Annotated in this window: 25 protein-coding genes and 1 pseudogene; 10 read left to right on the top strand and 16 right to left on the bottom strand. The window is 72.8% G+C overall.

Annotated features, from left to right (window positions below; all coding sequences use genetic code 11):
* Positions 1-304 precede the first annotated feature (304 nt).
* Together hutU and hutH are read right to left on the bottom strand one after the other, a co-directional pair.
* Complete coding sequence (hutU, locus tag DFQ13_RS10480; RefSeq protein ID WP_110079606.1) at positions 305-1,966, bottom strand: urocanate hydratase; 1,662 nt, start codon at positions 1,964-1,966, stop codon at positions 305-307.
* Complete coding sequence (gene hutH, locus DFQ13_RS10475) at positions 1,963-3,501, bottom strand: histidine ammonia-lyase (RefSeq protein WP_110079605.1); 1,539 nt, start codon at positions 3,499-3,501, stop codon at positions 1,963-1,965. Before hutH ends, hutU begins: the two co-directional genes overlap by 4 nt.
* 83 nt (positions 3,502-3,584) lie before the next feature.
* Between hutH and DFQ13_RS10470 the strand changes: the two genes are divergently transcribed.
* On the top strand, positions 3,585-4,364 hold the full coding sequence (locus tag DFQ13_RS10470; protein WP_110079604.1) for an IclR family transcriptional regulator: 780 nt from the start codon (positions 3,585-3,587) through the stop codon (positions 4,362-4,364).
* Between the two features lie 613 nt (positions 4,365-4,977).
* Here the strand turns inward: DFQ13_RS10470 and DFQ13_RS10465 are convergent.
* Genes DFQ13_RS10465 through DFQ13_RS10450 form a run of 4 tightly spaced genes read right to left on the bottom strand, consistent with a single transcriptional unit; the run spans position 4,978 to position 8,450 of the window.
* The gene (locus tag DFQ13_RS10465) at positions 4,978-5,898 is read right to left on the bottom strand and encodes an ABC transporter substrate-binding protein (protein ID WP_110079603.1); all 921 of its coding nucleotides are present in this window, start codon (positions 5,896-5,898) and stop codon (positions 4,978-4,980) included.
* Between the two features lie 10 nt (positions 5,899-5,908).
* Complete coding sequence (locus DFQ13_RS10460) at positions 5,909-6,658, bottom strand: ABC transporter permease (RefSeq protein ID WP_035282166.1); 750 nt, start codon at positions 6,656-6,658, stop codon at positions 5,909-5,911.
* On the bottom strand, positions 6,655-7,317 hold the full coding sequence (locus DFQ13_RS10455; RefSeq protein ID WP_035282165.1) for an ABC transporter permease: 663 nt from the start codon (positions 7,315-7,317) through the stop codon (positions 6,655-6,657). The genes DFQ13_RS10460 and DFQ13_RS10455 overlap by 4 nt, the downstream gene beginning before the upstream one ends.
* Entirely contained in the window at positions 7,314-8,450 is a 1,137-nt protein-coding gene (locus DFQ13_RS10450; protein WP_110079602.1) for an ABC transporter ATP-binding protein, read from the bottom strand. Before DFQ13_RS10450 ends, DFQ13_RS10455 begins: the two co-directional genes overlap by 4 nt.
* Before the next feature lie 165 nt (positions 8,451-8,615).
* Here DFQ13_RS10450 and DFQ13_RS10445 point away from each other — a divergent pair, with 165 nt between their 5' ends.
* A complete protein-coding gene (locus DFQ13_RS10445; protein WP_110079601.1) occupies positions 8,616-10,103 on the top strand; it encodes a bis-aminopropyl spermidine synthase family protein in 1,488 nt (495 codons plus the stop codon).
* Here the strand turns inward: DFQ13_RS10445 and DFQ13_RS35785 are convergent.
* The 3 genes from DFQ13_RS35785 to DFQ13_RS10435 form a co-directional block, all read right to left on the bottom strand.
* Entirely contained in the window at positions 10,100-10,843 is a 744-nt protein-coding gene (locus DFQ13_RS35785) for an EAL domain-containing protein (protein WP_325050923.1), read from the bottom strand. The genes DFQ13_RS10445 and DFQ13_RS35785 overlap by 4 nt on opposite strands.
* Complete coding sequence (locus DFQ13_RS10440) at positions 10,743-12,545, bottom strand: diguanylate cyclase domain-containing protein (protein WP_325050920.1); 1,803 nt, start codon at positions 12,543-12,545, stop codon at positions 10,743-10,745. The genes DFQ13_RS35785 and DFQ13_RS10440 overlap by 101 nt, the downstream gene beginning before the upstream one ends.
* Positions 12,546-12,745: 200 nt before the next feature.
* Entirely contained in the window at positions 12,746-13,951 is a 1,206-nt protein-coding gene (locus tag DFQ13_RS10435; RefSeq protein ID WP_084175531.1) for an NAD(P)-dependent malic enzyme, read from the bottom strand.
* Positions 13,952-14,377: 426 nt separating this feature from the next.
* Between DFQ13_RS10435 and DFQ13_RS10430 the strand changes: the two genes are divergently transcribed.
* Positions 14,378-14,986, top strand: coding sequence for a dTDP-4-dehydrorhamnose 3,5-epimerase family protein (locus DFQ13_RS10430; protein ID WP_110079600.1), 609 nt, complete (start codon positions 14,378-14,380; stop codon positions 14,984-14,986).
* Positions 14,987-15,329: 343 nt separating this feature from the next.
* On the opposite strand, the gene DFQ13_RS10425 is transcribed toward DFQ13_RS10430, so the two are convergent.
* The gene (locus DFQ13_RS10425; protein ID WP_324608967.1) at positions 15,330-15,656 is read right to left on the bottom strand and encodes a S24/S26 family peptidase; all 327 of its coding nucleotides are present in this window, start codon (positions 15,654-15,656) and stop codon (positions 15,330-15,332) included.
* Positions 15,657-15,785: 129 nt separating this feature from the next.
* Here DFQ13_RS10425 and sodN point away from each other — a divergent pair, with 129 nt between their 5' ends.
* On the top strand, positions 15,786-16,193 hold the full coding sequence (sodN, locus tag DFQ13_RS10420) for a superoxide dismutase, Ni (protein WP_035282154.1): 408 nt from the start codon (positions 15,786-15,788) through the stop codon (positions 16,191-16,193).
* A gap of 73 nt (positions 16,194-16,266) precedes the next feature.
* Here the strand turns inward: sodN and DFQ13_RS35780 are convergent.
* Both DFQ13_RS35780 and DFQ13_RS10410 read right to left on the bottom strand, forming a co-directional pair.
* Positions 16,267-16,512 (bottom strand): annotated as a pseudogene (locus DFQ13_RS35780) (inositol monophosphatase family protein); the annotation flags it as partial.
* Between the two features lie 219 nt (positions 16,513-16,731).
* Positions 16,732-17,199: a hotdog fold domain-containing protein gene (locus DFQ13_RS10410; RefSeq protein WP_035282150.1), complete on the bottom strand. Its 468-nt coding sequence runs from the start codon at positions 17,197-17,199 to the stop codon at positions 16,732-16,734.
* A 55-nt stretch (positions 17,200-17,254) separates the two neighbouring features.
* Here DFQ13_RS10410 and DFQ13_RS10405 point away from each other — a divergent pair, with 55 nt between their 5' ends.
* On the top strand, positions 17,255-17,833 hold the full coding sequence (locus DFQ13_RS10405) for an acid phosphatase (RefSeq protein WP_035282148.1): 579 nt from the start codon (positions 17,255-17,257) through the stop codon (positions 17,831-17,833).
* Between the two features lie 7 nt (positions 17,834-17,840).
* Positions 17,841-18,332 (top strand): GNAT family N-acetyltransferase, encoded by a 492-nt coding sequence (locus DFQ13_RS10400; protein ID WP_110079599.1) that lies wholly within the window; start codon positions 17,841-17,843, stop codon positions 18,330-18,332.
* Between the two features lie 96 nt (positions 18,333-18,428).
* Here the strand turns inward: DFQ13_RS10400 and DFQ13_RS10395 are convergent, their stop codons facing one another.
* On the bottom strand, positions 18,429-18,830 hold the full coding sequence (locus DFQ13_RS10395; RefSeq protein ID WP_110079598.1) for a hypothetical protein: 402 nt from the start codon (positions 18,828-18,830) through the stop codon (positions 18,429-18,431).
* A gap of 349 nt (positions 18,831-19,179) precedes the next feature.
* On the opposite strand from DFQ13_RS10395, the gene DFQ13_RS10390 reads away from it, so the two are divergent.
* Together DFQ13_RS10390 and DFQ13_RS10385 are read left to right on the top strand one after the other, a co-directional pair.
* Positions 19,180-20,115 carry a diacylglycerol/lipid kinase family protein gene (locus tag DFQ13_RS10390; RefSeq protein ID WP_035282142.1) on the top strand — a complete coding sequence of 312 codons (936 nt, stop codon included), beginning with the start codon at positions 19,180-19,182 and terminating at the stop codon, positions 20,113-20,115.
* A gap of 290 nt (positions 20,116-20,405) precedes the next feature.
* Complete coding sequence (locus DFQ13_RS10385) at positions 20,406-20,660, top strand: WhiB family transcriptional regulator (protein WP_035282140.1); 255 nt, start codon at positions 20,406-20,408, stop codon at positions 20,658-20,660.
* A 129-nt stretch (positions 20,661-20,789) separates the two neighbouring features.
* Here the strand turns inward: DFQ13_RS10385 and DFQ13_RS10380 are convergent, their stop codons facing one another.
* The gene (locus DFQ13_RS10380) at positions 20,790-22,307 is read right to left on the bottom strand and encodes a sensor histidine kinase (protein WP_035282138.1); all 1,518 of its coding nucleotides are present in this window, start codon (positions 22,305-22,307) and stop codon (positions 20,790-20,792) included.
* A gap of 256 nt (positions 22,308-22,563) precedes the next feature.
* Between DFQ13_RS10380 and DFQ13_RS35930 the strand changes: the two genes are divergently transcribed.
* On the top strand, positions 22,564-22,638 hold the full coding sequence (locus DFQ13_RS35930; protein ID WP_096498094.1) for a 50S ribosomal protein bL37: 75 nt from the start codon (positions 22,564-22,566) through the stop codon (positions 22,636-22,638).
* 67 nt (positions 22,639-22,705) lie between these two features.
* On the opposite strand, the gene rsrA is transcribed toward DFQ13_RS35930, so the two are convergent.
* On the bottom strand, positions 22,706-23,038 hold the full coding sequence (gene rsrA, locus DFQ13_RS10375) for a mycothiol system anti-sigma-R factor (protein WP_035282136.1): 333 nt from the start codon (positions 23,036-23,038) through the stop codon (positions 22,706-22,708).
* Positions 23,035-23,649, bottom strand: a complete 615-nt coding sequence (locus tag DFQ13_RS10370; RefSeq protein ID WP_035282134.1) for a sigma-70 family RNA polymerase sigma factor — start codon at positions 23,647-23,649, stop codon at positions 23,035-23,037. Before DFQ13_RS10370 ends, rsrA begins: the two co-directional genes overlap by 4 nt.
* A gap of 190 nt (positions 23,650-23,839) precedes the next feature.
* Between DFQ13_RS10370 and ybaK the strand changes: the two genes are divergently transcribed.
* Positions 23,840-24,319, top strand: a complete 480-nt coding sequence (gene ybaK, locus DFQ13_RS10365; RefSeq protein WP_035282132.1) for a Cys-tRNA(Pro) deacylase — start codon at positions 23,840-23,842, stop codon at positions 24,317-24,319.
* The last annotated feature ends 94 nt before the right edge of the window (positions 24,320-24,413 follow it).

Here is a 24,413-nt window from a genome sequence, read left to right as displayed (position 1 = left end):
CGCCCCCACCCCCAGGCCGCGAAGGCAGTCCTCAAACCCCACGCTACCGCAGGAAAACCGAAACCCGCGCACATCCATCCACAGGCGCCCAAGGGGACCCATGATTTCAACGTTACCCGAGGAGCGGCGGAACGCGCATCCAATTGTCCACAGGCTGCCCCGGGAACCCCCGAATTCCATTCTACCGCAGGGGAAGCAGGGTCCGCGCGCATCCATCCACAGGCGGCCCAGGGGACCCCCGGATTCAACGCTACCGCAGGGGTGCGACGGGAACGGGGGCGCGGGTTGGAGTTGTCCACAGTGGTCACGGGCGGGCCATCGGGACGGGGATGCCGTGGTCGGTGGCGACCCCGGTGGCGCGGTCGTAGCCCGCGTCGACGTGGCGGATGACGCCCATGGCGGGGTCGTTGGTGAGGACGCGTTCGAGCTTGGCGGCGGCGAGGGGGGTGCCGTCGGCGACGGTGACCTGGCCTGCGTGGATCGAGCGGCCGATGCCGACGCCGCCGCCGTGGTGCAGGGAGACCCAGGTGGCGCCGGAGGCGGTGTTGACCAGGGCGTTGAGCAGGGGCCAGTCGGCGATGGCGTCGGAGCCGTCGGCCATGGACTCGGTTTCGCGGTGGGGGCTGGCGACCGAGCCGCAGTCGAGGTGGTCGCGGCCGATGGCGACGGGGGCGGCCAGTTCGCCGCCTGCCACCATCTCGTTGAAGCGCAGGCCCGCCAGGTGGCGTTCGCCGTGGCCGAGCCAGCAGATGCGGGCGGGCAGGCCCTGGAAGGCGACGCGCTCGCCCGCCAGGCGAATCCAGCGGGCCAGGGACTCGTTGTCCGGGAACAGGTCCAGCATGGCCCGGTCGGTGGCGGTGATGTCGGCCGGGTCGCCGGAGAGCGCTGCCCAGCGGAACGGGCCGCGGCCCTCGCAGAACAGGGGGCGGATGTAGGCGGGGACGAAGCCGGGGAAGTCGAACGCGCGGTCGCAGCCGCCGAGCCGGGCCTCGGCGCGCAGGGAATTGCCGTAGTCGAAGACCTCGGCGCCCGCGTCCTGGAAGCCGACCATGGCCCCGACGTGCTCGGCCATGGACTCGCGGGCGCGGTCGGTGAACTCGTCCGGCTTGTCGGCGGCGTAGGCGGCCCAGTCGGCGAGGTCGACGCCGCGGGGCAGGTAGGCCAGCGGGTCGTGCGCGGAGGTCTGGTCGGTGACGACGTCGACCTCGACGCCGCGGCGGAGCAGTTCGGGCAGGACCTCGGCGGCGTTGCCGATGACCCCGACCGACAGCGGCCGACCGGCGGCCTTGGCGGCCAGGGCGCGGGTGACGGCGTCGTCGAGGTCGTCGGCGAGTTCGTCGAGGTAGCGGGTCCGCACGCGGCGGCGGGCGCGGTCGGGGTCGACCTCGACGCACAGGGCGACGCCGTCGTTCATGGTGACCGCGAGCGGTTGCGCGCCGCCCATGCCGCCCAGGCCCGCGGTGAGGGTGAGGGTGCCGCGCAGGGTGCCGCCGAAGCGCTTGGCGGCGACGGCGGCGAAGGTCTCGTAGGTGCCCTGGAGGATGCCCTGGGTTCCGATGTAGATCCACGACCCGGCGGTCATCTGCCCGTACATGGTCAGCCCCCGGGCTTCCAGCCTGCGGAACTCCGGCCAGGTGGCCCAGTCGCCGACGAGGTTGGAGTTGGCGATGAGCACCCGCGGCGCCCACTCGTGGGTGCGCATCACCCCGACCGGCTTGCCCGACTGCACGAGCAGCGTCTCGTCCTCGTCGAGGGTGGTCAGTTCCCGGGTGATGGCCTCGAAGCTGGCCCAGTCGCGGGCGGCCTTGCCGGTGCCGCCGTAGACGACGAGGTCGTCGGGGCGCTCGGCGACCTCGGGGTCGAGGTTGTTGTGGAACATCCGCAGCGCGGCCTCGGTCTGCCAGCTCTTGGCGGTCAGCGCGGTGCCGCGGGCGGCGCGGACGGGGCGGGGTCCGGGGGTGGTCACGGGTTCCTCCTGGTGGCGGTGTGCGCGGCGGCGAGCACGGCGCCGGAGCGGACGAGCGCCTCGGCGGTGGCGATCTCGGGGGCGAGGTGCCGGTCGGGGCCGGGGCCGGGGACGTGGGCGCGCAGGGCGACGACGGCGGCGGCCGTGGCCGGTCCCGGGGTCAGCGGCGCGCGCAGGTCGAGGGCGCGGGCGGCGGTGAGGAGTTCGACGGCGAGGACGGTGGTCAGCCCGTCGACGGCCCGGCGGAGCTTGCGGGCGGCGGACCAGCCCATCGAGACGTGGTCCTCCTGCATGGCCGAGCTGGGGATGGAGTCGACCGAGGCGGGCACGGCGAGCCGCTTGAGCTCGGCGACCACCGCGGCCTGGGTGTACTGGGCGATCATGTGCCCGGAGTCGACACCGGGGTCGGCGGCGAGGAACGGCGGCAGGCCGTGCGAGCGGGCCGGGTCGAGCATCCGGTCGGTGCGCCGCTCGGCCATGCTCGCCACGTCGGCGACCGGGATGGCGAGGAAGTCGAGCACGTAGGCCAGGGGCGCGCCGTGGAAGTTGCCGTTCGACTCGACCCGGCCGTCGGCCAGCACCACCGGGTTGTCGATGGCGGCGGCCAGTTCCCGGTCGGCCACGGTTTCCGCGTGCGCCACCGTGTCCCGGGCGGCGCCGTGCACCTGCGGGGCGCAGCGCAGCGAGTACGCGTCCTGCACCCGGGTGCAGTCCGGCCCCCGGTGGCTGGCCACGATCGGTGACCCGGCGAGGAACGCGGCGATCCGCGCCGCCGACTCCGCCTGGCCCGGGTGCGGGCGCAGGGCTTGCAGGTCGGCGGCGAAGACGCGATCGGTGCCCAGCAGCGCCTCGACGCTCATCGCGGCGGTGAGGTCGGCGGTGTCGAGCAGCAGCCGCAGGTCGGCGGCGGCCAGGGCCAGCATGCCGAGCATCCCGTCGGTGCCGTTGATCAGCGCGAGCCCCTCCTTCTCGGCCAGCACCACCGGTTCGAGCCCGGCCTCGGCCAGCGCGTCGGCGGCCGGCCGCAGCTCCCCCGCCGGGTCGCGCACCATCCCCTCGCCCATCAGCGCCAGCGCGACCGCCGACAGCGGGGCGAGGTCGCCGGAGCAGCCGAGCGAGCCGAACTCGTGCACCACCGGCACGATCCCCCGGTCGAGCAGGGCCGCGAGGGCGTCCACGGTGGACGGGTGGACGCCGGTGCGGCCGGTGGTGAGGGTGCGCAGCCGCAGCAGCATCAGCGCGCGCACCACCTCGGGTTCGACCTCGGGCCCGGCGCCCGCGGCGTGCGAGCGGATCAGCGAGCGCTGGAGCGCGGCGCGGCGGTCGAGCGGGATGTGCCGGGTGGCGAGCGCGCCGAACCCGGTGGACACCCCGTAGGTCGGGGTGGTGGCCTCGGCCAGCAGCTCGACGTGGGCCCGGGTGGCGGTGACCCCGGCCAGCGCGGGCGCGGCCACCTCGACCCCGGCGAGGCCGCGGGCGACCGCGACCACCTCGTCGCGGCTGAGCGGACCACCGTCGAGGACGACTCTCTCCATGCCCCCATTCCAGCCCCCGGCCCGGCCGGGGACGAGTGGGGATCGGGTGACACCGTCTGGTATCCCAGACGTACGCTGCGCCGATGGGCGCGAGCAGTGACGTCCCCGGGCTGCGCCGGGGGCTGGCGGTGTTGCGGTTGCTGGCCACGAAGGCCGGTCCGGTGACCGCCGCCGCGGTGGCCCGCGAGCTGGGGTTGCCCCGGTCGAGCACCTACCACCTGCTGGGCGAGCTGTGCGCGGCCGGTTTCGCCACCCACCTGCCGGAGGAGCGGCGGTACGGGCTGGGCGTGGCCGCGTTCGAGGTCGGCTCGGCGTACCTGCGGCACGACCCGCTGGAGCGGCTGGGCCGCCCCGTGCTGACCCGGCTCATCGCCCGCACCGGGCACGCCGCCCACCTGGGCGTGCTGCACGGCGGCGAAACCCTGTACCTGCTGCGCGAGCACCCCGGCGACGCGCACACCGTCACCGACGTCGGGGTGCGGTTGCCCGGGCACCTGCCCGCGTCGGGCCGGGCGGTGCTGGCGCACCTGCCCGCCGCGCAGGTGCGGGTGCTGTTCCCCGGGCGGCGCGCGTTCGTGGACCGCACCGGGCGGGGGCCGCGGCACCTGCCGGGGCTGCGGGCGCTGCTGGCGGCCGAGCGCAGGCGCGGGTGGGCGGTGGAGGACGGGTACGTGGTGGAGGGGTACGCCTCGGTGGCGGTCGCGGTGTTCGACCACGGCGGCCGGGCGGTGGCCGCGATCAGCACGACGTTCCGGCACGGTTGTTTGAGCGAGTGCGGGGCCACCTGGCCGGAGTTGGCGGAGCTGACCCGGGTGGCGGCGGACGAGCTGACCGCGCGCATCGGTGGCCACCGGGCGGGCTGACTTCACCTGGGGCGTCCTCGAAGTCCAGGAGTTCGGTGGGTGCCCGGGTGGATGTGCTCGGCGGTGGCCTTGGTTCAAAGCGCCGGTCGTTTCGGTGGTGTGCCCGGCTGGGTGGATGTGTTTGGCCGGGGCCCCTATGGCGATCATGTGCTCCAGTGTGACCGGGTGGGGCTGAAAAGATGCCCCACCGCCCAGGCAGGCTGTCACATGATCGCCACCCCCGGCCAAACACATCCACCCACCCGGGCAGTTGGCTCGCCGGGCCGGCGGTTCCCGGGGTGGTCGGCTGGGCAAGCGCCTCCACCCACTGGGGCAGTTGGCTCGCCGGGCTGGCGGTTTTCGGGGTGGTCGGCTGGGCAAGCACCTCCACCCACTGGGGCAGTTGGCTCGCCGGGCCGGCGGGTTTCGGGGCGGTCGGCTGGCCGAGCGCATCCACCCACCCAGGCATTCGCTCGCCGGGCCGGCGGTTCTCGGGGTGGCTGGTTGCCCGCTGCGCCGGTGGGGTTCGGTGTGGCTGATCGCCGGGCGGGCGGCGGGTGAGGCTCGGTCTTGGACCGGGAAAGGCCGAGGCCCGCCCCCGGGTCGGGGGCGGGCCTCGGTGGGGCGCGGTGGGTCAGATGCCCGCGGTGGCGAGCCATTCCTTGGCCACGACGGCCGCGTTGGGCTTGCTCGGTGCGGCGAGCTTGCCGTTGAGCTCGATGAGGATGTCGGTGGTCAGCTTCGCCGAGACGGCGTTGAGCGTGGACTTGACCAGGTCGCCGGCCTTGCTCTTGTTGATCAGCGGGACCACGTTCTGGGCGGCGAAGTTGGCCTCCGGGTCTTCCAGGGCGACGAAGTCGTTGGTGGTGATCGCCGGGTCGGTGGTGAACAGGTCGGCCGCCTGGACCGCGCCGGACTTGAGGGCGTCGACCGTCAGCGGGCCGCCGACGTCGAGGGACTTGTACTCCTTGAGTTCCAGCTTGTACTTGTCGGCGAGGCCGGGGATGCCGTCGGCGCGCTTCTGGAACTCCGGCGGGCCGCCGAAGGTGACCGGGCCGGTCTTGGCGAGGTCGCCGATGGTCTTGAGGTTCTTCTCGGTGGCGAAGGCCTTGGTGACGACCACCGCGTCCTTGTCCTCGGCCGCCGACTTGTCCAGGACGGTCAGGGTGTCGGGCAGCGCCGCCTGCAGGGCGGTGTAGACCTCGTCGGCCTTGGACGCGGTGGCGTCCTTCTTGACGTGGGTGAGCAGCACGCCGGTGTACTCGGGGATCAGGTCGATCGAGCCGTCCTGCAGGCCCGGGTAGTAGGTCTCGCGGCTGCCGATGTTCAGCGTCCGGGTGACCTTGACGCCCTTGGCCTCCAGGGCGCCCGCGTAGATCTCGGCGATCAGGGTGCTCTCGGGGAAGTTGGCCGAGCCGACGGCGATGGTGTCCGTGGGCGCGGGGGTGCCCGCGCCGCTGGAGCCGCCCGCGAGCGGGTCACCGGACCCGCCGCAGGCCGTCAGGGTGAGCAGCGCGGCGGTGGCCGCCGCCGCCGCGGTGAGAACGCGCTTCATCGGGGGCTCCTCATGTGCTTTCCGATGCGGACTTGACCGCCATCTGGTGGATTCTGCTGGTGGCGCGCGCCTTGCGCGCGCCGGACTTGCGCAGTCCCGGGGACACCACCAGCCACTGCACGCCGGTGAGCACCAGTTCCACGGCGATGGCCAGGGCGGCGATCAGGATCGCGCCGGAGGCCATCTGGTCGAATTCGCGGTTGGAGAAGCCGTCGATCACGTACCGGCCGAGGCCGCCGAGGGAGACCTGGGCGGCGATGCTGACCGTGGCGATGATCTGCAGGGTCGCCGCTCGCAGCGCGCCGAACATCAGCGGCAGCGCGTTGGGCAGCTCGACCTTGAGCAGGATCTCCCACTCGCGCATCCCCATGCCGCGGGCCGCGTCGACCACCGCTCGGTCGACGTTGCGGATGCCCGCGTAGGTGCCCGCGAGCAGCACCGGGATGCCCAGCACCACCAGGGCGATGGTCAGCGCGGGAACGGCGTTGAGGATGCCGAACCACAGCACGAGCAGGATGACCAGGCCCAGTTCGGGCAGCGCGCGGAAGGAGTTGACGATGCCGACGACGAGCGTGCCGCCCTTGCCGGTGTGGCCGATCCAGGCGCCGAGCGGGATCGCGACGACCGCGGAGGCGAGCACGGCCAGCGCGGTGTAGCCCAGGTGTTCCAGGACGCGCTGCGGGATGCCCGCGGCGCCGTAGGTGGTCCGCCAGTGGGCGGGGTCGGTGAGCCAGTCGACGATCTGCTGGAAGATGCTCACGTGGCCGCCCCCGCCTTGGGGCCGACCCGCGCCCACGGGGTGAGGCGCCTGCCCAGCAGCGCGAGCAGGCCGTCGACGACCAGCGCGAGCAGCACGATGATCACGATGCCCACGATGATCTGGTCGAAGTTCGGCGGTGAGGTCTGCGAGCCCTGGAGCAGCAGGAGGCCGAGGCTGGTGACGCCGATGAGCTGCCCGATGGCGACCAGGCCCATGTTGGACACCGCCGCGACCCGGATGCCCGCGATCAGCACCGGCACGGCCAGCGGCAGTTCGACGGCGAAGAACCGGCCGATCGGGCGGTAGCCCATGGCGGTGGCGGCGGTGGTGACCGACTCGGGGACGGCGGAGAGCGCGTCGGTGATCGACCGCACGAGCAGGGCCACGGTGTAGAGCGTCAGCGCCACCTGCACGTTGATCGGCTCGAGGCTCTGCGTGCCGAGGACCAGCGGCATGATCACGAACAGGGCGAGCGACGGGATCGTGTAGAGCAGGCTGGACAGCGGGACCAGGATCGCCCTGGCCACCGGCCACCGGCTCGACGCCCAGCCCAGGGGCATCGAGACCAGGGTGCCCACCACGACCGGCACGAGCGCCAGCCACAGGTGGGTGAGGATGATCGGGCCCAGCCCGTCGAGGTTGTTCAGCAACCAGTTCACGTGGGGACCTCGCCCGAGCGCCGGGCCTCGGCCAGCGCGGCGATGACGGTGTCGGCGGTGATCCCGCCGACCACGGCGCCGCCGCTGTCGACGGCGATGCCGACGCCGGACGGGGAGCTGAGCGCGGCGTCGAGGGCGTTGCGCAGCGAACCGGAGGTGCCGCCGGATTCGGCGTCGACGCTGTAGAGGGAGCCGCCGGAGATCAGGTTCTCCGCGCTCACCGCGTCGCCCGATGACGACAGCAGGTCGGCGGAGACCCAGCCCAGCGGGCGCTTCGCGTCGTCGACGACGACCGCCCAGCCGTCGGTGAGCTGACCCCGGGCGGTGTCGACCGCCGTGCCGACCGGGACGCTGGGCACGGGGCCGACCGGGACGCCGTGGCCGGGCAGGAAGCCCAGGGCGCGGTAGCCGCGGTCGCGGCCGACGAAGGAGGCGACGAAGTCGTCCACCGGGTTGGCCAGCAGCGCCGAGGGGGTGTCGAACTGGGCCAGCCGCCCGCCGACGCGCAGCACCGCCACCTTGTCGCCGAGCTTGATCGCCTCGTCGATGTCGTGGGTGACGAAGACGATGGTCTTGCCCAGTTCGGATTGCAGGCGCAGCAGTTCTTCCTGCAGGTCGTCGCGGACGATCGGGTCGACGGCGCTGAACGGTTCGTCCATCAGCAGCACCGGCGGGTCGGCGGCGAGCGCGCGGGCCACGCCGACGCGCTGCTGCTGGCCGCCGGAGAGCTGCGCCGGGTAGCGCTTGGCGAAGGCGGCGGGCAGGCCCACCGTCTCCAGCAGCTCCGCGGCCCGCTTGCGCGCGGCGGCCTTGCCGGTGCCGGTGAGCACCGGGACGGTGGCCACGTTGTCGAGCACGGTGCGGTGCGGGAACAGGCCCGCGTTCTGGATGACGTAGCCGATGCCGCGGCGCAGCGCGGACGGCGACTGCGCGCGGACGTCGCGCCCGTCGATGAGGACGGTGCCCTCGGACGGGTCGACCATGCGGTTGATCATGCGCAGTGAGGTGGTCTTGCCGCAGCCGGACGGGCCGACGAGGACGGTGATCCCGCCGTCCTCGATGGCCAGGTCCAGCGCGTCCACCGCCACCGTGCCGTCGGGGTAGCGCTTGGTCACGGACTGGAACTCGATCACTCGGGCCCCTCGTTCGAAACGGCTCCTTGCCGGCCGTGGATTCGAAAACCCTAGTCCGACGGCGCCGGGTGGGCAGGGTGTTCCAGGATGTGACCGGCGAGTCTGTGCCGGGAATCTCCCATCCGGGTCAACCGGGTGCGCCACCTTCCGTAGGCTCTCGCGGTTGTGGCCGATTCGCTGACGACCTTCCTGGACAACCGCGGTGCGCACGCCCGCCCGCTGCGCGACCTCCTCGGCACCCTCGCCGGGGGCTGGACGCCGCTGGAGGAGCTGGTGCGCGCCTCCGCGCAGCCCCGGCGCACGGTGGAGGAGCTGCTGGCCGCCTGCGGCGACCTCGTCGAGCGCGACGGCGCGGCGTGGCGGGCGGTGGGGTCGGCGGCCGGGCGGTTGCGCGACCTGGCGACCCTCCCCCCGGCCGACCTCGGCGCGGTGGCGGCGGCGGTCGAGGAGTACCTGGCGGGTGTGCCCGCCCCGCTGCGCGCCCTCGACCACGTGCAGGCCGACGCGGAGACGGTGCTGCGCCGGGCCCGCTGGCTCGACGACACCTACTGGCTCGACGGGGCGCACCTGCTCTGCGTCGGCGACCACGACCTGACCGCGCTCGCCGCCTGCACGCTGCGCCCGGGCCTGCGGGCGACGGTGGTCGACCTGGACGACCGGTTGCTGTCCTACGTGGACGGTGTGGCGCGCGACCGGGGCCTGGACGTGCGCTGCCTGCACGCCGACTTCCGCTTCGGCCTGCCGCCGCTGGCCGTCGGCTCGGCGGACCTGGTCTTCACCGACCCCCCGTACACCCCGGAGGGGATGCGCCTGTTCCTCGCGCGCGGCGTCGAGGGCCTGCGGGACCCGGACGGCCGGGTGGTCGTGGCCTACGGCTACAGCTCCCGCAACCCGACCCTGGGGCTCAAGACGCAGCAGGAGGTCCTGCGGTTGGGGTTGGTGTTCGAGGCGGTGCTGCCGGGCTTCAACCGCTACCGGGGCGCTCAGGCCGTGGGCAGCGCGAGTGACCTCTACGTGCTGCAACCGACCGCCCGTTCCCCGCGCCTGGCCGAGTCGGGCATCGGCATCTACACGCACGGGCCCCAGTCCCTGGAGTCCGGCGGCACCGACCCGGACGCCGTCGCCGCCCTGCTCCGCCTGACCCGGGCCGACGCGGCCGGTCAGCCCGCGCTGCTCGGCCCCGGGTGGGCCGAACCGGTCCGCTCCGGGGGTCTGCTCGCCTACGACCTCGCCGCCGACCCCGGCCCGTGGCTGGCCCGCACGCTGGTCGCCGCCCCGTCGGTGCGGGTGGGCGCCCTGGTGCCGAACAACCACCCGGACATCGTCGACGCCCGGGGGCAGAACGCGTTGAAGGACCTGTTGGCGGCCAAGTTCCGGCTGACCTTCCACCGCAGCACCCCCGACGGCAAGCACGCCGTGGTCACCGCCGACCCGGTCGACACCCCGGGCGTGGTGAAGGCCCTGCTGGAGCGGGCGCACGGCAAGCTGGGCAACGTCTGGCGCGAGGCGCTGATCCGGGCGACGCCGGGGCTGACCAAGCGGGAGGCCAGGGAGCGGGTCGCCGCCCTCGTCCCGGATGAGGCGGACCTGGACGCCCGGCTGATCGACCTGCCGCTGGAGCGGCTGCGGGGAGTGCTGGCGGCGGCGGGTTAGGCGCCGCTGGGGATGTGGACGGGGCCGAGCTTGAGGAGTTCCCGGAATTCCCTGGCCGGGATGGGTCTCGACATCAGCCAGCCCTGGTAGGCGTCGACGCCGACTCCGCGCAGGACGTGGAACTGGGTGGCGTTCTCCACGCCCTCGGCGACGCAACTGCGGCCCATGGCCCTGGCCATGTCGACCAGGGCGCGGGCGACGGCGAAGTCGGAGGCGTCGGTGGCGACCCCGGAGACGAACCGGCGGTCGATCTTGATGATCTGCGCCGGGAGTTCCTTGAGCCGGGCCAGCGACGAGTAGCCGGTGCCGAAGTCGTCGACGGCGAAGCGGACGCCGCGCTCCACCAGTTCGGCCATGGCCTCGCGGCTGCGGGAGGGCAGGTCGATGAGGCTGGTCTCCACCAGTTCCAGGATGACCCGGTCCCAGCTGATGCCGGTGGCCGCGACGCAGGAGGTGACGATGTCGACGAAGTCCGGGTCGCCGGGGACCAGGCCCGCGAGGTTGACCGCGATGGCCACGCCGCCGGTGAGGACGCCGCCGCAGAGCTGGGGCCACTCGGCGGCCTCGGTGAACGCGGTGCGCAGCACCCAGCGGTCGAGTTCGCCCTGCAGGTCGCCCTGCTCGGCGACCGGGAGGAACTCACCGGGCATGAGCAGGCCGCGCTCCGGGTGCGGCCAGCGGACCAGGGCCTCGGCGGACAGGACCGTGCCGTCCGGGCCGACGACCGGCTGGTAGTGCAGGACCAGTTGGTCGTTGGCGATGGCCTCGCGCAGTTGGCCCTCCAGCAGCATCTGGCTGTTGGCCGAGGCGATCAGCGCGTCCGAGGGCCATCGAGACCCGGCCGGTGCCGCGGGCCTTGGCGGCGAACATGGCCGCGTCGGCGTAGCGCAGGAGGTCGGCGCCGCTGGTCTCCGGGCCGGTGGGCACCGCCGCGCCGATCGACGCCGACACCCGCAGCAGTTGCCCGCGCACCGGCACCGCCGTGCGCAGCAGGCTCGCCACCTGGTTGGCCAGCACCTCCACCCCGCCCGCCTCGTCCACGTCGGAGCAGATGACGACGTACTCGTCGCCGGACATCCTGGCCACCGTGCAGCTCGGCGGCAGCCCGCGCTCCAGGCGGCGGGCCAGGGCGGTGATCAGCTCGTCGCCGACGTCGTGGCCGAGGGAGTCGTTGACCCGCTTGAAGTTGTCGACGTCGCAGAACAGCAGGGCGATGCGCTGGTAGTCGCGGCCGCCGAGCAGGGTGGCGAGCAGTTCCTTGACCGCGGCGCGGCCGGGCAGGCCGGTCAGCTCGTCGTGGGTGGCCTGGTGGCGCAGGCGCTCGGCGGTGCGGCGGCGGTCGGTGACGTCGGCGAAGACCACCAGCCAGAAGCGCCTGCCGTCGTCGGTGACCGACACGGTGGCGTTCAGCTCGCAGTAGACCGGTTTGCCCGCGGCGGTGCTGAGGACCCGCTGCCCGCTGTGGAAGGCCGGGGTGTCGCGGCCGCGCCGGGACTCCCGGTCGTCGGGGTGGGTGAGCTGCTCGGCGGTGGTGCCGCGCAGCCGCTCCAGGTCCATGCCCAGCAGCGAGCACAGCGCGTCGTTGGCGTCGACCAGCCGCTCGGCGTCGTCGAACAGCGCGATGCCGACCGGGGTGATGGCCACCAGGTCGGTGAACCGCTTGCTGGAGCGCTGCATCCTGGTCTCGGTGGAGCGCTGCTCGGTGACGTCCTGGCAGGTGCCGATCATGACGCCGCGGTCGGGGTCGGCGGCCTCGCCGCGCACCCGGAACACCCGCCGCTTGCCGTCGGGGCGCACCACCCGGTGCTCGCACTCCACCGGCCTGCGCGCGCTCGCCAGCTCCTGCCAGCGCTGGTCGACCCAGCCCCGGTCGTCCGGGTGCACGATCCTGAGGTAGTCCGAGTAGGTGATCGCGGTGCCGGGGGCGATGCCCGCCAGGTCGTAGAGCATGGAGGACCACACGCAGTCGCCGGTCGCGGTGTCCCACTCCCAGGTGCCCATCCTGGCCACCCGCTGGGTTTCGCGGAACAGCCGCCCGTCCTGGCTGAGCTGGCGCTCCAGGGCGCGGATCTTGGTGACGTCCTGCACGGTGCCGTGCACGGTCACCAGGGCGCCGGAGGCGTCGAACTCGGCGCGGGCGCGCACCAGGTAGGACCGCTCCCCGGTCACGTCGCGGACGTCGAGGTCGAGCGTCTCCGGGCTGCGCTGCGCCCACAGCCGGTCGCGGAACTCGCCCAGCACCGCCAGGTCCTCCTGGTGCACCAGGGCGACCAGGTCCTCGACCGTGCCGTCGGCGGGGAGCCCGCAGAGGCCGCGCAGCCCGGCGGAGAGGTAGGCGCGGCCCGTGGCGGCCTCGACGGTCCAGCTGCCCATGCGCGCGATCCGCTGGGCCTCCAGCAGCACGGCGCGCTCGGCGGCCGGGTCGTCGTCGAAGTTGGCCACGCCCGGTTCTACCAGGCCGGGGGCCGCGGATCGACCGCGCGCCGGACCCGGTACGGGTCCGGCGCCGGGGGTGTCGGGGGTGGCAGGGGTGCCGGGTGCGCGGGCGTGGGGGTCGGCCCGCACGACATGCTCGGCCACGGCGCAACCTCCACCCCTCGTGTGCGCGGGTGGGGCACCGCTGCCGAGCATCCCGCTGTGGGTCAGGCTACCCCGTCCTCCTTCGCCGCCCGAGCGACCGCCGCGGCCACCTCGGGGGCCACCCGCGGGTCCAGGGCGCTGGGGACGATCCGGTCCGGGCCCAGGTCGTCCTCGGCGACGGCGGCGATCGCGTCGGCCGCGGCCAGCTTCATCCGCTCGGTGATCCGGCGGGCGCCCGCGTCCAGCGCGCCGCGGAAGATGCCGGGGAAGGCCAGCACGTTGTTGATCTGGTTCGGGAAGTCGCTGCGGCCGGTGGCGACGATCGCCGCGTGCCGCCGCGCCACCTCGGGGTGGATCTCCGGGTCCGGGTTCGACAGGGCGAAGACGATGGAGTCCGGCGCCATGGAGGCCACGACCTCCTCGGGCACGGTGCCCGCGGACAGGCCGACGAACACGTCCGCGCCGCGCATGGCCTCGGCGGCGCCGCCGCGCAGGTTGGCGTTGTTGGTGACCTCGGCCATCCGCTCCTTGATCGGGTTGAGCCCGTCGCGGCCGGGGAAGACGATGCCCCGGGAGTCCAGCAGGGTCACGTCGCCGACCCCGGCGGCGATGAGGATCTTCGCGCAGGCCACGCCCGCGGCACCGGCGCCCGCGATGACCACGCGCTGGTCGGCGATGTCCTTCGACAGCACCTTGTTGGCCCCGCGCAGGGCGGCCAGCAGCACGATCGCGGTGCCGTGCTGGTCGTCGTGCATGACCGGGCAGTCCAGCGCCTGGATCAGCCGCTCCTCCAGCTCGAAGCAGCGCGGGGCGGAGATGTCCTCCAGGTTGACCGCGCCGAAGGAGGGCCGCAGCCGCACCAGGGTCTCGATGATCTCGTCGACGTTCGTGGTGTCGAGCACCAGCGGGATCGAGTCCAGGCCGCCGAAGGTCTTGAACAGCGCCGCCTTGCCCTCCATGACCGGCAGCGAGGCCGCCGCGCCGATGTCGCCGAGGCCGAGCACCGCGGTGCCGTCGGAGACGACCGCCACCAGCCGCGAGGTCCAGGTGTAGCGCTTGGCCAGCGCCTTGTCCTGGGCGATCGCCAGGCTGACCTTGGCCACCCCCGGGGTGTAGGCGATGGCGAGGGCGCGCGGGTCGGCCAGCGGCTTGGTCACCTCGATGCCGAGCTTGCCGCCCTCGTGCGCGGTGAAGATCTCCTCGTCGGTGATCGGCCCCGCCGTCACGTCGTCGCTCACACTTGCCTCAATCTCGTTCAAAGCGGTCATGGCGTCCCTCCTGGATCGCACTGCGCTCGACGCGCGCGGAAGCACGGAGCGGTCGTCGGGACGGCGACGGCGTGGCCGCGACGGTTCGTACGGTCCGTCGCGGTGGGCCGCGGCCGTTGCCCGGCGGGGGTTCGGTCACCGCCCCGGGGGTGCGGGGGCGACGGCCGCGGACGCTGCGGTCCGGCCAGTCTGGCAGCTCCCTTCCGGCGGTGTCTGCGGCGGGGGTCACATCGGGGCGACCTTTGTCCGCAGGTCAGACCCGCTTTCGCAAGACGTCCGTCCGGTTTTGTTGATCGAGCACAGGTGTACCTGGTGTTTTCCCCGTGTGACAGCCGAATGGCGCAACGGGTGCGTGAGGCACGTCTCTGCCCGCCGTCAAGCCCCTCTTGCGCGCCGCGGGCCGGACCGGCTCTCTAGGATCACCCCATGCAGGTACGCGAGCTGAACGTTCCCGACGCCTTCGAGTTCACCCCCCGGACGTTCCCGGACACCCGCGGCGTGTTCGTGTCACCGTTCCAGGGCGAGGCGTTCACCAAGGCGGTCGGGCACTCGCTGGTGGTGGCGCAGAGCAACCACAGCCAGTCCCGCAAGGGCGCCATCCGCGGCCTGCACTTCGCCGACGTGCCGCCCGGCCAGGCCAAGTACGTGTACTGCCCGCAGGGCGCGCTGCTCGACTTCGTGGTGGACCTGCGGGTCGGCTCGCCCACCTTCGGCCAGTGGGACGCGGTCCGGCTCGACCCGGTCGACTTCCGCGCGGTCTACGTCCCCGAGGGCGTCGGCCACGGCTTCGTCGCCCTCGAGGACGACACGGTGATCTCCTACCTGTGCTCCACCGGCTACAACCCCGGCGCCGAACACGGCATCAACCCCCTCGACCCGGACCTGGCGCTGCCGTGGGAACCGGACCTGCCCGCGGTCCTGTCCGAAAAGGACGAGGCGGCACCGTCGCTGGCGGAGGCCCTGGCCACCGGCCTGCTCCCCCGGTACGCCGACTGCGTGGCCCACTACGAGAAGCTCAAGACCGCCACCGCCTGATCCGTCGCGCGGTCCGCGGGGTTCCGCGCCCTCGGCCGAGCCCCGGCGTGGCCCGCGGGTCCGGTGTGGCCCGTGCCGTCGAGCCCCGTCCAAGCCGCCGCCCGGACCCCGGCATGGCCTCGGGTCCGGTGTGGCCCGTGCCTGCCGAGCCCCGTCCGAGCCGACCGCCCCGGCTTCGGCGTGACCCGCGGGTCCGGTGTGACCCGCGGGTCCAGTGTGGCCCGGTGCGGCCGAGACCCGCCCAGGCTGCCGCCCGGGTCCCGGCGCGGCGCACAGGCCCGGTGTGGCCCACGCCCGCCGAGCCTCACCCAAGCCGCTTGCCCGGGCCCGGCGCGGTCCGTCGTCAGGGCCGCGACCGCCCGAGCCGCCGGGGCGCGGGCGCCAGCCGCCAGAGGACCACGGCGTGCACCCGGGCGGGCCCCAACCCCCGGGAGTCGGTGGACCCGCGCGGGTTGTCCCCCTCGACGTGCCACCCGCCGCCGTCGGGCCGCACCGCCCGCTTCACCGACAATTGCCCGGGCCGGTCGTCCCAGGTCACCAGCACCACGTCACCCGGCCGGGGGTTCTTGCGCACCGCCACCACGGTGTCCCCGTCCCCCAGCGTCGGGGCCATGGAGGGCCCGCGGACCCGCACCCGGCGCAGCGGGTACCACCCCATCACCGCGTCCACGCCGCACCTCCCCCCGGCCGCTCCCGTCCCCCCGTGGCGATCATCTCCGACCACCTCCACCTGCCACCCCGCGCCCCCCGGAGTAGGGTCGATTTCGTCGGAGCATCCCCGTTTTTCCATGGAGGAACCATGCGACTGGTGTCGCGCTTTCTCACCCCTCGCCTGGAGGCAACCGCGCACTGCGACCTCCCGTGCGGTGTGTACGACCCGGCGCAGGCCCGCATCGAGGCCGAGTCCGTCAAGGCCATCCAGCAGAAGTACCAGGACAACGAGGACCCCGAGTTCCGCACCCGCGCCATCCTGATCGCGGAGCAGCGCAGCGAACTCGTCAAGCACCACCTGTGGGTCCTGTGGACCGACTACTTCAAGCCCCCGCACTTCGAGAAGTACCCGGATCTTCACGACCTGTTCAACCGCGCCACCAAGGCCGCGGGCGCCACCGGCACCAAGGGTTCGATGGACCCGGCCACCGGCCAGGCCCTCCTCGACCTGATCGGCGAGATCGACAAGGTCTTCTGGGAGACCAAGAAGGCGTGAGCCAGAGCGTCTGAAACGGCGCTGACCAGCGGATATCCTTTCGCTGGTCAGCGCCGTTTGTCGTTCCCGCCTCGGCTGCGATGAGCACACCCGCGGCCGTGTCCCACGACTTGTTGACGAGCATGATCACCGCATCGGTGATCCCCGCGCTCACCCACGCGAGGTCCACCGCGGCCGAACCGAACACGCGGACGCGTTCGACTTTCCTGCTGAGCCTTTCGGTCAGGCGCAGGCCGCCGGGGAATGGGCTGGCGCTTGAGGACAGGTGTCGAGGCTTCAAGGCGCGGAAGTCGGGGAGGTGGGGCTGCACGACGCGCATGTGGTCGTCGATCACGATGATGTTGAAGCGGACCGGCTCGTCGTAGGTGCGGATGCGGAGGTTGAGGCGGGCCTCGGGGGTGAGGCGGTCCCAGGGCGTGTGACAGCTTGCAGGTTGATCCGGGTCAGGGCGACCAGGTGGCCGGGCGGGTCTTCTTCCTCCTGCTCGCGGCGGGTGATGTTCTTGCCATCCGGATCAAGGAAGAGGGGTGCGGCGGAGTCACCTGGTCGGGGAGACGCGGATGGTGATGGTGGCTGTGGCGACCTCCTGGTCCGCGCGGTCGCGGATGGAGATCGGGACGGGGAGGTCGAACGGGGTCGGGCCGAACTCCGGGACCTCGGCGGTGGCCACGGCGGTGAGGCTGGTGGTGGCCTTGGCCGTGTAGGCGACCACCATGCCCTTGGGAATCCAGCGGTGGGTGGTGGGGACGGTGGCCTCGGCGAGCATCCCCATGGCCAGCTCGGCCATGTTGCACACGGCGATGGCGTGGAAGGTGCCGATGTGGTTGTGCACGCCCCACCACTTGGGCGCGCGGACCTCGGCGCGGCCGGGGCGCATGTCGACCACCGTGGGGAGGATGGTGCGGAAGTAGGGGACGCGGAGCACGGCCGCGGCGGAGAAGAGGCGGGGACCGAGGGGTTTGCCCGCGAGGGCCTGCCAGGCGCGGTAGGTCGTGGTGGCGGTCACGGGAAACCAAGTTACTCACCGGTAGCACAACCGACAAGGGGCTTAGGATCAGCGCATGAGCAACACCGTCTATCTGCTCCGGCACGGGCAGACCGAGTGGTCCGAGACCGGCAAGCACACCGGGCGCACCGACATCCCGCTGACCGGGGAGGGGGAGGCGCGGGCGCGGCGGGCCGGGACGGTGTTGGCGGGACTGCGCGGTGAGCGGCCTGCTGTGGTCATCACCAGCCCTCGACAGCGGGCGGTTCGGACGGCCGCGCTGGCCGGGTTGGTCGTGGACGAGACCACCGAAGAGCTGGCCGAGTGGGACTACGGCGACTACGAGGGGCTGACCACGCCCGAGATCCGGGAGACGGTGCCGGGGTGGACGGTGTGGACGCACCCCTGCCCGAACGGGGAGACCGCCGAGCAGGTGACCGACCGGGCGGTGCGGCTGGTGGACCGGGTCCGCAGGCTGGACAGCGATGTGGTGTTGGTGGGGCACGGGCACTTCAGCCGGGTTCTGGTGGCCACCTGGATCGGGCAGCCGTCGACCTATGGCGTCCACTTCGGACTTGACGCGGCGGGGATCGTGGTGCTCGGCGATGAGCGCGGGGTTCCGCAGATCAAGCGCATGAACATCCCTTCGGAGTGAGGAAGCGATGACCGACAGCAGGGTTCGCCGGGTGGTCGAGTCCGATGTGGACGCGGTGGTGGGGTTGGTGCACGAGCTGGCCGAGTACGAGCGGGCGTCCCACGAGTGCCACCTGACCGCCGAGCAGCTTCGGGCCACGCTGTTCGGCGAGTCGCCCGCGTTGTTCGGGCACGTCGCCGAGGTGGGTGGGGAGGTGGTCGGGTGCGCGCTGTGGTTCCTGAACTTCTCCACGTGGCGCGGGACGCACGGGATCTACCTCGAAGACCTCTACGTGCGGCCGACCGAGCGCGGTGGCGGGCTGGGCAAGGCGCTGCTGACCGCGTTGGCCGAGGAGTGCGTGGCCCGCGGGTACCAGCGGCTGGAGTGGGCGGTGCTGAACTGGAACGAGCCCGCCATCGGGTTCTACCGGTCGATCGGGGCGGTGCCGATGGACGGGTGGACCGTGAACCGGCTGACCGACGATGCCTTGACCGCCCTGGGCGGGGGCACCCGGGGCTGACCGCCCGGTCGGGTGCACCCGGGGGCGCTGGTCGGAAATTTTCCCGACGCGGTCACGGCGCGGCCATTGTGGACGCGCCCCCACCCGTTCGGAGCACTACTCGTCCTCGAGGCCCTCGGCCCAGGCCGTGGTGGCGGGGTGGAACAGCAGGACCAGGGTGACCAGGCAGCCGAGACCGACCGGGATGCCGATGTCGGGGCGCCCGGACGGGCCCAGGGCGTACCAGGCGGCCCCGGCCAGGAGCACCTGGAGCACGATCGACGGGCTGCGCGACCAGGTCTTCCCCAGCAGCAGGCCCGCCGAGCACGCGGCGACGCCCGCGGTGAGGACGGCGAAGTAGGCCGCTTCGCCGAGCACCGTCCCGGTGTTGAACGAGGTGTCCCCGCCGAAGGCCTGGAACACCAGGAAGACGGTGAAGCCCAGGGCCACGAGGGCTTGCAGGCCGATCAGGGCGCCCGCGCCGAGGACGGTGCGGGGGGCCGTGGAGGTCAGTCGCACAGGGGCCTCGGGGGGGTCGGGGGGCGGGTCGGTCGGGGGCGCACGTGACGGTGCGTGTGCACCGCCGATCGTATGCCACTCGGACGGCCGGTCGTGCCGGGCGAGCGCGCCAGGCAAGATCAGGGGTGTCACACCTCGCGGAGCGATGAGCAGACGGTCGTCTGGGTGCACTCGTCGGACCGGGAGGCGCCGCAGTGGAAGGAGCGTCGGACTCGGTCACGGATGAGTGAAGTGGTGCCTGCTGAGCGTCACGGTCGACCCGGGCGGCTGACACCGGTTCGGGAGTGGATTCACCCTGTGGTGGCGGGTGAGGTCCGGGGCGGTGCGGATGCCGGCTTACCCTGCGGCAATGCGAGCAGTTCTCGTGGTGAACCCGAAGGCCACCGCCACCACCCCGGCGGGCCGGGACGTGCTGGCGAGCGCGCTGGCCAGCGCGGTGAAGCTCGACGTGGTGGAGACCGACTACCGGGGCCACGCGCAGGCCGCCGCCGCGCAGGCCGCCGTCGACGGCGCGCACCTGGTGGTCGCGCACGGCGGTGACGGGACGGTCAACGAGGTCGTCAACGGCCTGCTGGCCGCCGGTCCCCGGTCGGGCACCCCGATGCTGGGCGTGGTCCCCGGCGGTTCCGCCAACGTGTTCGCGCGCGCCCTGGGGCTGCCGCGCAACCCGGTGGAGGCGACGCACGTGCTGCTCCGCGCTCTGGCGCGGGAGCGGACGCGGCGGGTCGGGCTGGGCCGGGTCGAGGCGGACGGCGACGGCGGCGCGCACCGGTGGTTCACCTTCAACGCGGGCATGGGCTGGGACGCCGACGTGGTCGAGCGGGTCGCCCGCAAGCGCGGGAAGAAGGCCACCACCTCGCTCTACGCGCGTTCGGCGCTGGCCAGGTACGTGCGCCCCGGCCGGGATCGGCCCGCCCTCACCCTGGAGATCCCCGGTGAGGCGCCGATCGAGGGGCTGCGGCTGGCGTTCGTGTCGAACACCGACCCGTGGACCTACTTCAACAGCCGCCCGATCCGGCTCAACCCCGGCTGCACCTTCGAGGGCGGGTTGGGGTTGTTCGCGCTGCGGTCGCTGAGCGTGCCGACGGTGCTGGGCGCGTTCCGGCGGGCGTTGAGCACTGCCGACAAGCAGCACGGCAAGCGCCTGGTGCGCCGCGACGACATCCCCGGGGTCGTGGTCACCTCGGCGGAGCCGGTGCGGTTGCAGTGCGACGGGGACCTGCTCGGGGAGCGGAAGCGAGTGGTTTTCACCGCTGTTCCGGACGCGTTGACAGTCGTTGTTTGAGGCTCCGGGGGCCGGGGTAGGTCCTTAGGCGTACGCAGATCCACAACTGCAGATGCTCACCGTTGCCAGACGCCCCGACCGGGGGTCCACGGCCGTGTTACGGCCGTGATCAAATCGTTGCCCTCGGTCGTCACAGGGCGCTGACGTGGATCTTTCGGGTGAGTTCACTCACCGGGGTCAGAACAACCCTTGACATCCGCTGAGTTCGTGAAACCATTCACAAGCACCCCGACGACCGGATGACGACTAGAGGCACGCCATTGCGCGCCTTGAGCGAGGAGCAAGTAGAAATGGACTGGCGCCACCGCGCGGCCTGCCGTGACGAGGACCCCGAACTGTTCTTCCCCGTGGGGACGAGTGGTCCCGCGGTCCTGCAGGTCTCCGAGGCGAAGGCCGTTTGCCACCGCTGCCCCGTCGCCTCCAACTGCCTGTCCTGGGCACTCGAGAGCGGCCAGGACGCTGGCGTTTGGGGCGGAATGAGTGAGGACGAGCGTCGTGCGCTGAAGCGCCGCAACGCTCGTACCCGGGCACGCAGCAACGCCTGAGCTTCCGCACAACACAAACGCGTAGAAGGTCGATCACCGAGAAATCGGTGATCGACCTTCTTGCCTTTTACCGGTTCTTTCCCCGAATCGGGGAAAGCCCCTAACCGCCCCGATCCCCTAATGCGATCCCTAGCGGCGGTGGGAAAGGGGAACGCGCAGCACCGCCTCGGTGCCCGCGCGGTCCCGGCGGCTCAGCGACAGCGTGCCCCGCAGCTCCGATTCCATCAGCGTGCGCACGATCTGCAGGCCGAGCCCGTTCGCCCGCTCCAGGGAGAAGCCGCGCGGCAGGCCCTTGCCGTCGTCGGCGACCACCACGTCCAGCCAGCGGGCCGAGCGGGTGGCGGTCACGACCACCTCGCCGGAGTGCCCGGCCGGGTAGGCGTGCTCCACCGCGTTCTGGATCAGCTCGGTCAGGATCATGACCAGCGGGGTGGCGGTCTCGGCGGCGACCACGCCGAACTGGCCGCTCTTGCGGACCTTCACGTGGCTCTCGGCCGCGGCCACGTCCCCGATGACCGGGATGACCTTGTCGATCAGCTCGTCGAGGTCCACCCGCTCGTCCACCGAGGTGGACAGGGTCTCGTGCACCATGGCGATCGCGGCGACCCGGCGGACCGACTCGGCCAGCGCCTCCTTGGCCTCCGGCGAGTTCGTCCGCCGCGACTGCAGGCGCAGCAGGGCGGCGACGGTTTGGAGGTTGTTCTTCACCCGGTGGTGGATCTCGCGGATCGTGGCGTCCTTGGACATCAGCGCCCGGTCGCGCCTGCGCACCTCGGTGACGTCGCGGCAGAGGACCAGCGCGCCCGCGGGCTTGCCGCCGGGGCGCAGCGGCAGCGCCCGGAACAGCACCGCCGCCCCGCGCCGCGACTCCGCCTCGGTGCGCATGCTGGGCTGCCCGTCGAGGGCCATCAGGATGCGCTGGGCGACCTCGGTGGCGTCGAACGGGTCGGCGATCAGCGACCGGGTCAGCGGGGCCAGCCGCACCCCGACCAGGTCGGCGGCGTGGCCCATCCGGTGGTAGGCCGACAGCGCGTTGGGGCTGGCGAACACGACCGCGCCGCTGGTGTCGAGCCGGATCAGGCCGTCGCCGACGCGGGGGCTGGTGTGCACGTCCGGGGAGGGTTCGGCGGTGGGGAAGGTGCCGTCGCCGACCATGTGGCACAGGTCGCCCGCGATTCCCAGGTAGGCGATCTCCAGGCCGCTGGGCACCCGGGGCACGGCGAGGTTGGTCTCCCGGGACAGGATGCCCACGACCTCGCCGCCGAAGCTGACCGGCACCGCCTCGCGGCGCACCGGCACCCCCAGGTACCAGCGCGGGTCCTCCTCGCGGCAGATGCGGCGCTCGGCGGCGGCGCGGCGCAGCTGCGGGTTCTCCCTGGCGTCGGTGTGGCTGCCCACCACGTCCTCCGGGTGGGCGGTCGGGGCGGTGGTGGGCCGCGCCTGGGCAACGCAGATGTAGCGGTCCCCGGCCTCGGGGTCCGCCGCGGCGGCGCCGTCGGGCTCCTCGGTCACCTTGACCCAGAGCAGGAAGTCGGCGAAGGACAGGTCGGACAGCAGTTGCCACTCGGCGACGACCAGTTGCAGGTGGTCGACGGCGCCACCGGAGAGGCCGGTGTGCTCGGCGAGCAGGTCAGAGAGCGTGGACACGCGACTCCGCGGGGGTTTCGGTGGGACTGGCTCCAGGACGACCACGGTGCCACCCGCCACCGCGCGCTGTCCCCCGGGTGCGACGACCGTCATCACCCCGGCGACGGGCCCCGCCGACCGGTCGGGTGGTCGCGCACGTCGTCGCACGACCGGCCCAGCCGGGGCGGGGATGAGCGGCATGGCAAAATCGTGGCCAGCGGCGTGGGAACCGGCGGCTGCCGGCGTCCCGCGTCAATCCCGAGTCAAGGAGGCACCCATGTCGAAGCGCGCCCGCAAGCGTCGCGACCGCAAGAAGGGTGGCGCGAACCACGGTAAGCGCCCCAACGCCTGAGCGGTCGCCTCAGACGGACGAAGGCCCCCGGCGCAACCGCGTCGGGGGCCTTCGCACGTCCGGGGGTTCAGTCCTCGGTGGTGGTCTCGACCGTGGTCGTCGTCTCGACCGTGGTGGTCCTGGTGACCGTGACCGACCCGCCGTGGTCGATCACCGACTGCCGGATCGAGGCGCGCAGCCGGGCGCGGAACTCGTCCGGCGCCTGGTCGCCGCCGCACTTGCGGGCCAGCAGGACCTTGAGGTGCTCCTCCACGCCGTACTGCTCCAGGCAGGGCCTGCACTCCTCGAGGTGCTTGGCCAGCAGGTCGCGCTTGTCGCTGCCGCACTCGCGGTCGAGGAAGACCCAGACGTCGGCCAGCACCTCGGAGCAGTTCGTCTCGTGCTCTCCGCCGCAGTTCACGACCCGGCCACCTCCCCGGAGCGCACGAACCCGCGTTCCCTGGCCACCCCGGCGAGCAGGTCGCGCAACTGGCGGCGGCCGCGGTGCAGGCGGGACATGACGGTGCCGATGGGCGTGCCCATGATGTCGGCGATCTCCTTGTAGGCGAAGCCCTCGACGTCGGCGAGGTAGACCGCCAGCCGGAACTCCTCGGGCAACTGCTGCAACGCCTGCTTCACGTCGTCGTCCGGCAGCAGGTCCATCGCCTCGACCTCGGCGGAGCGCAGCCCGCTGGAGGTGTGGTTCTCGGCCTTGGCGAGCTGCCAGTCGGTGATCTCGTCGGTCGGCGACTGCAACGGTTGGCGCTGCCGCTTGCGGTAGCCGTTGATGTAGGTGTTGGTGAGGATGCGGTACAGCCACGCCTTGAGGTTGGTGCCCGCGGAGAACGACTCGAAGGCCGCGTAGGCCTTGAGGTAGGTCTCCTGCACCAGGTCCTCGGCGTCGGCCGGGTTGCGCGTCATCCGCAGGGCGGCGGAGTAGAGCTGGTCGAGCAGCGGCATGGCGTCGCGCTCGAACCGCTCCGCCCGCTGGGCGGGTGTCTCGGTGTGGGGCTGGGTCTCGGTGCGGGGCACCGCACTCCCTTCGGCGGCTCGCGCTCCCGTGCTCAGGTGCGCATACGGCTGCACCGAGCTTACTCGGCTGTCGTCGCGCCTGCCCGGCCCGGAGCGTGAACTCGGCCTCCTACTCTGCCTGATCAGCTCGGTCTGCACGCCTTGCACAACGCTGCCGGGGCCGCGCGCATTCCGCGCTAGGGTGCCGCCCGTGGCAGGACGAGGAACCCCGGCGACCGCGCTGCTGGCCAAGCGCGGGATCACCCACCAGGTGCACAGCTACGAGCACGACCCGAGGGCGGAGTCCTACGGGTCCGAGGCGGCCGAGGCGATGGGCGTCGAGCCGTCGCGGGTGTTCAAGACGCTGCTGGCCGACGTCGACGGGGCGCTGGTGGTCGGGATCGTGCCGGTGGACACCCAGCTCGACCTCAAGGCGCTGGCGGCGGCGGTCGGCGGGAAGAAGGCGCGGATGGCCGAGGTGGCCGCCGCCGAGCGCTCGACCGGGTACGTGGCGGGCGGGATCTCGCCGCTGGGGCAGAAGAAGCAACTACGGACGGTGCTCGACACCTCGGCGCTGGCCTTCCCGACCGTGTTCTGCTCGGGCGGGCGGCGCGGGCTGGAGATCGAGCTGGCCTCGGCCGACCTGGTGGCGCTGACCAGGGCGGTGACGGCGGCCATCGCCGCGCACTGAACCGTGCGGGCTTCACTCGATCAGGCGATGTTTTCGCTGTGTTGCCCGGGCCGTGTGCTGTCGGCTCGGGCACCGGTCGTTTGGTGGTGGTGCC

This window comes from Actinokineospora spheciospongiae (assembly GCF_003182415.1).
Classification (GTDB): Bacteria; Actinomycetota; Actinomycetes; order Mycobacteriales; family Pseudonocardiaceae; genus Actinokineospora; species Actinokineospora spheciospongiae.
The sequence above is the reverse complement of the archived record's forward strand: the minus strand, read 5'-3'. Positions and strand labels throughout refer to the sequence as shown.

Excerpts from the sequence above, each read along its gene's own strand:
- DFQ13_RS10435 (WP_084175531.1), bottom strand. The coding sequence starts at position 13,951 with ATGACCGCTTTGAACGAGATTGAGGCAAGTGTGAGCGACGACGTGACG.
- DFQ13_RS10470 (WP_110079604.1), top strand. The coding sequence starts at position 3,585 with ATGGGCGCGAGCAGTGACGTCCCCGGGCTGCGCCGGGGGCTGGCGGTG.
- DFQ13_RS10390 (WP_035282142.1), top strand. The coding sequence starts at position 19,180 with ATGCGAGCAGTTCTCGTGGTGAACCCGAAGGCCACCGCCACCACCCCG.
- sodN (WP_035282154.1), top strand. The coding sequence starts at position 15,786 with ATGCGACTGGTGTCGCGCTTTCTCACCCCTCGCCTGGAGGCAACCGCG.
- hutH (WP_110079605.1), bottom strand. The coding sequence starts at position 3,501 with ATGGAGAGAGTCGTCCTCGACGGTGGTCCGCTCAGCCGCGACGAGGTG.
- DFQ13_RS10400 (WP_110079599.1), top strand. The coding sequence starts at position 17,841 with ATGACCGACAGCAGGGTTCGCCGGGTGGTCGAGTCCGATGTGGACGCG.
- DFQ13_RS10430 (WP_110079600.1), top strand. The coding sequence starts at position 14,378 with ATGCAGGTACGCGAGCTGAACGTTCCCGACGCCTTCGAGTTCACCCCC.
- DFQ13_RS10385 (WP_035282140.1), top strand. The coding sequence starts at position 20,406 with ATGGACTGGCGCCACCGCGCGGCCTGCCGTGACGAGGACCCCGAACTG.
- DFQ13_RS10465 (WP_110079603.1), bottom strand. The coding sequence starts at position 5,898 with ATGAAGCGCGTTCTCACCGCGGCGGCGGCGGCCACCGCCGCGCTGCTC.
- DFQ13_RS10405 (WP_035282148.1), top strand. The coding sequence starts at position 17,255 with ATGAGCAACACCGTCTATCTGCTCCGGCACGGGCAGACCGAGTGGTCC.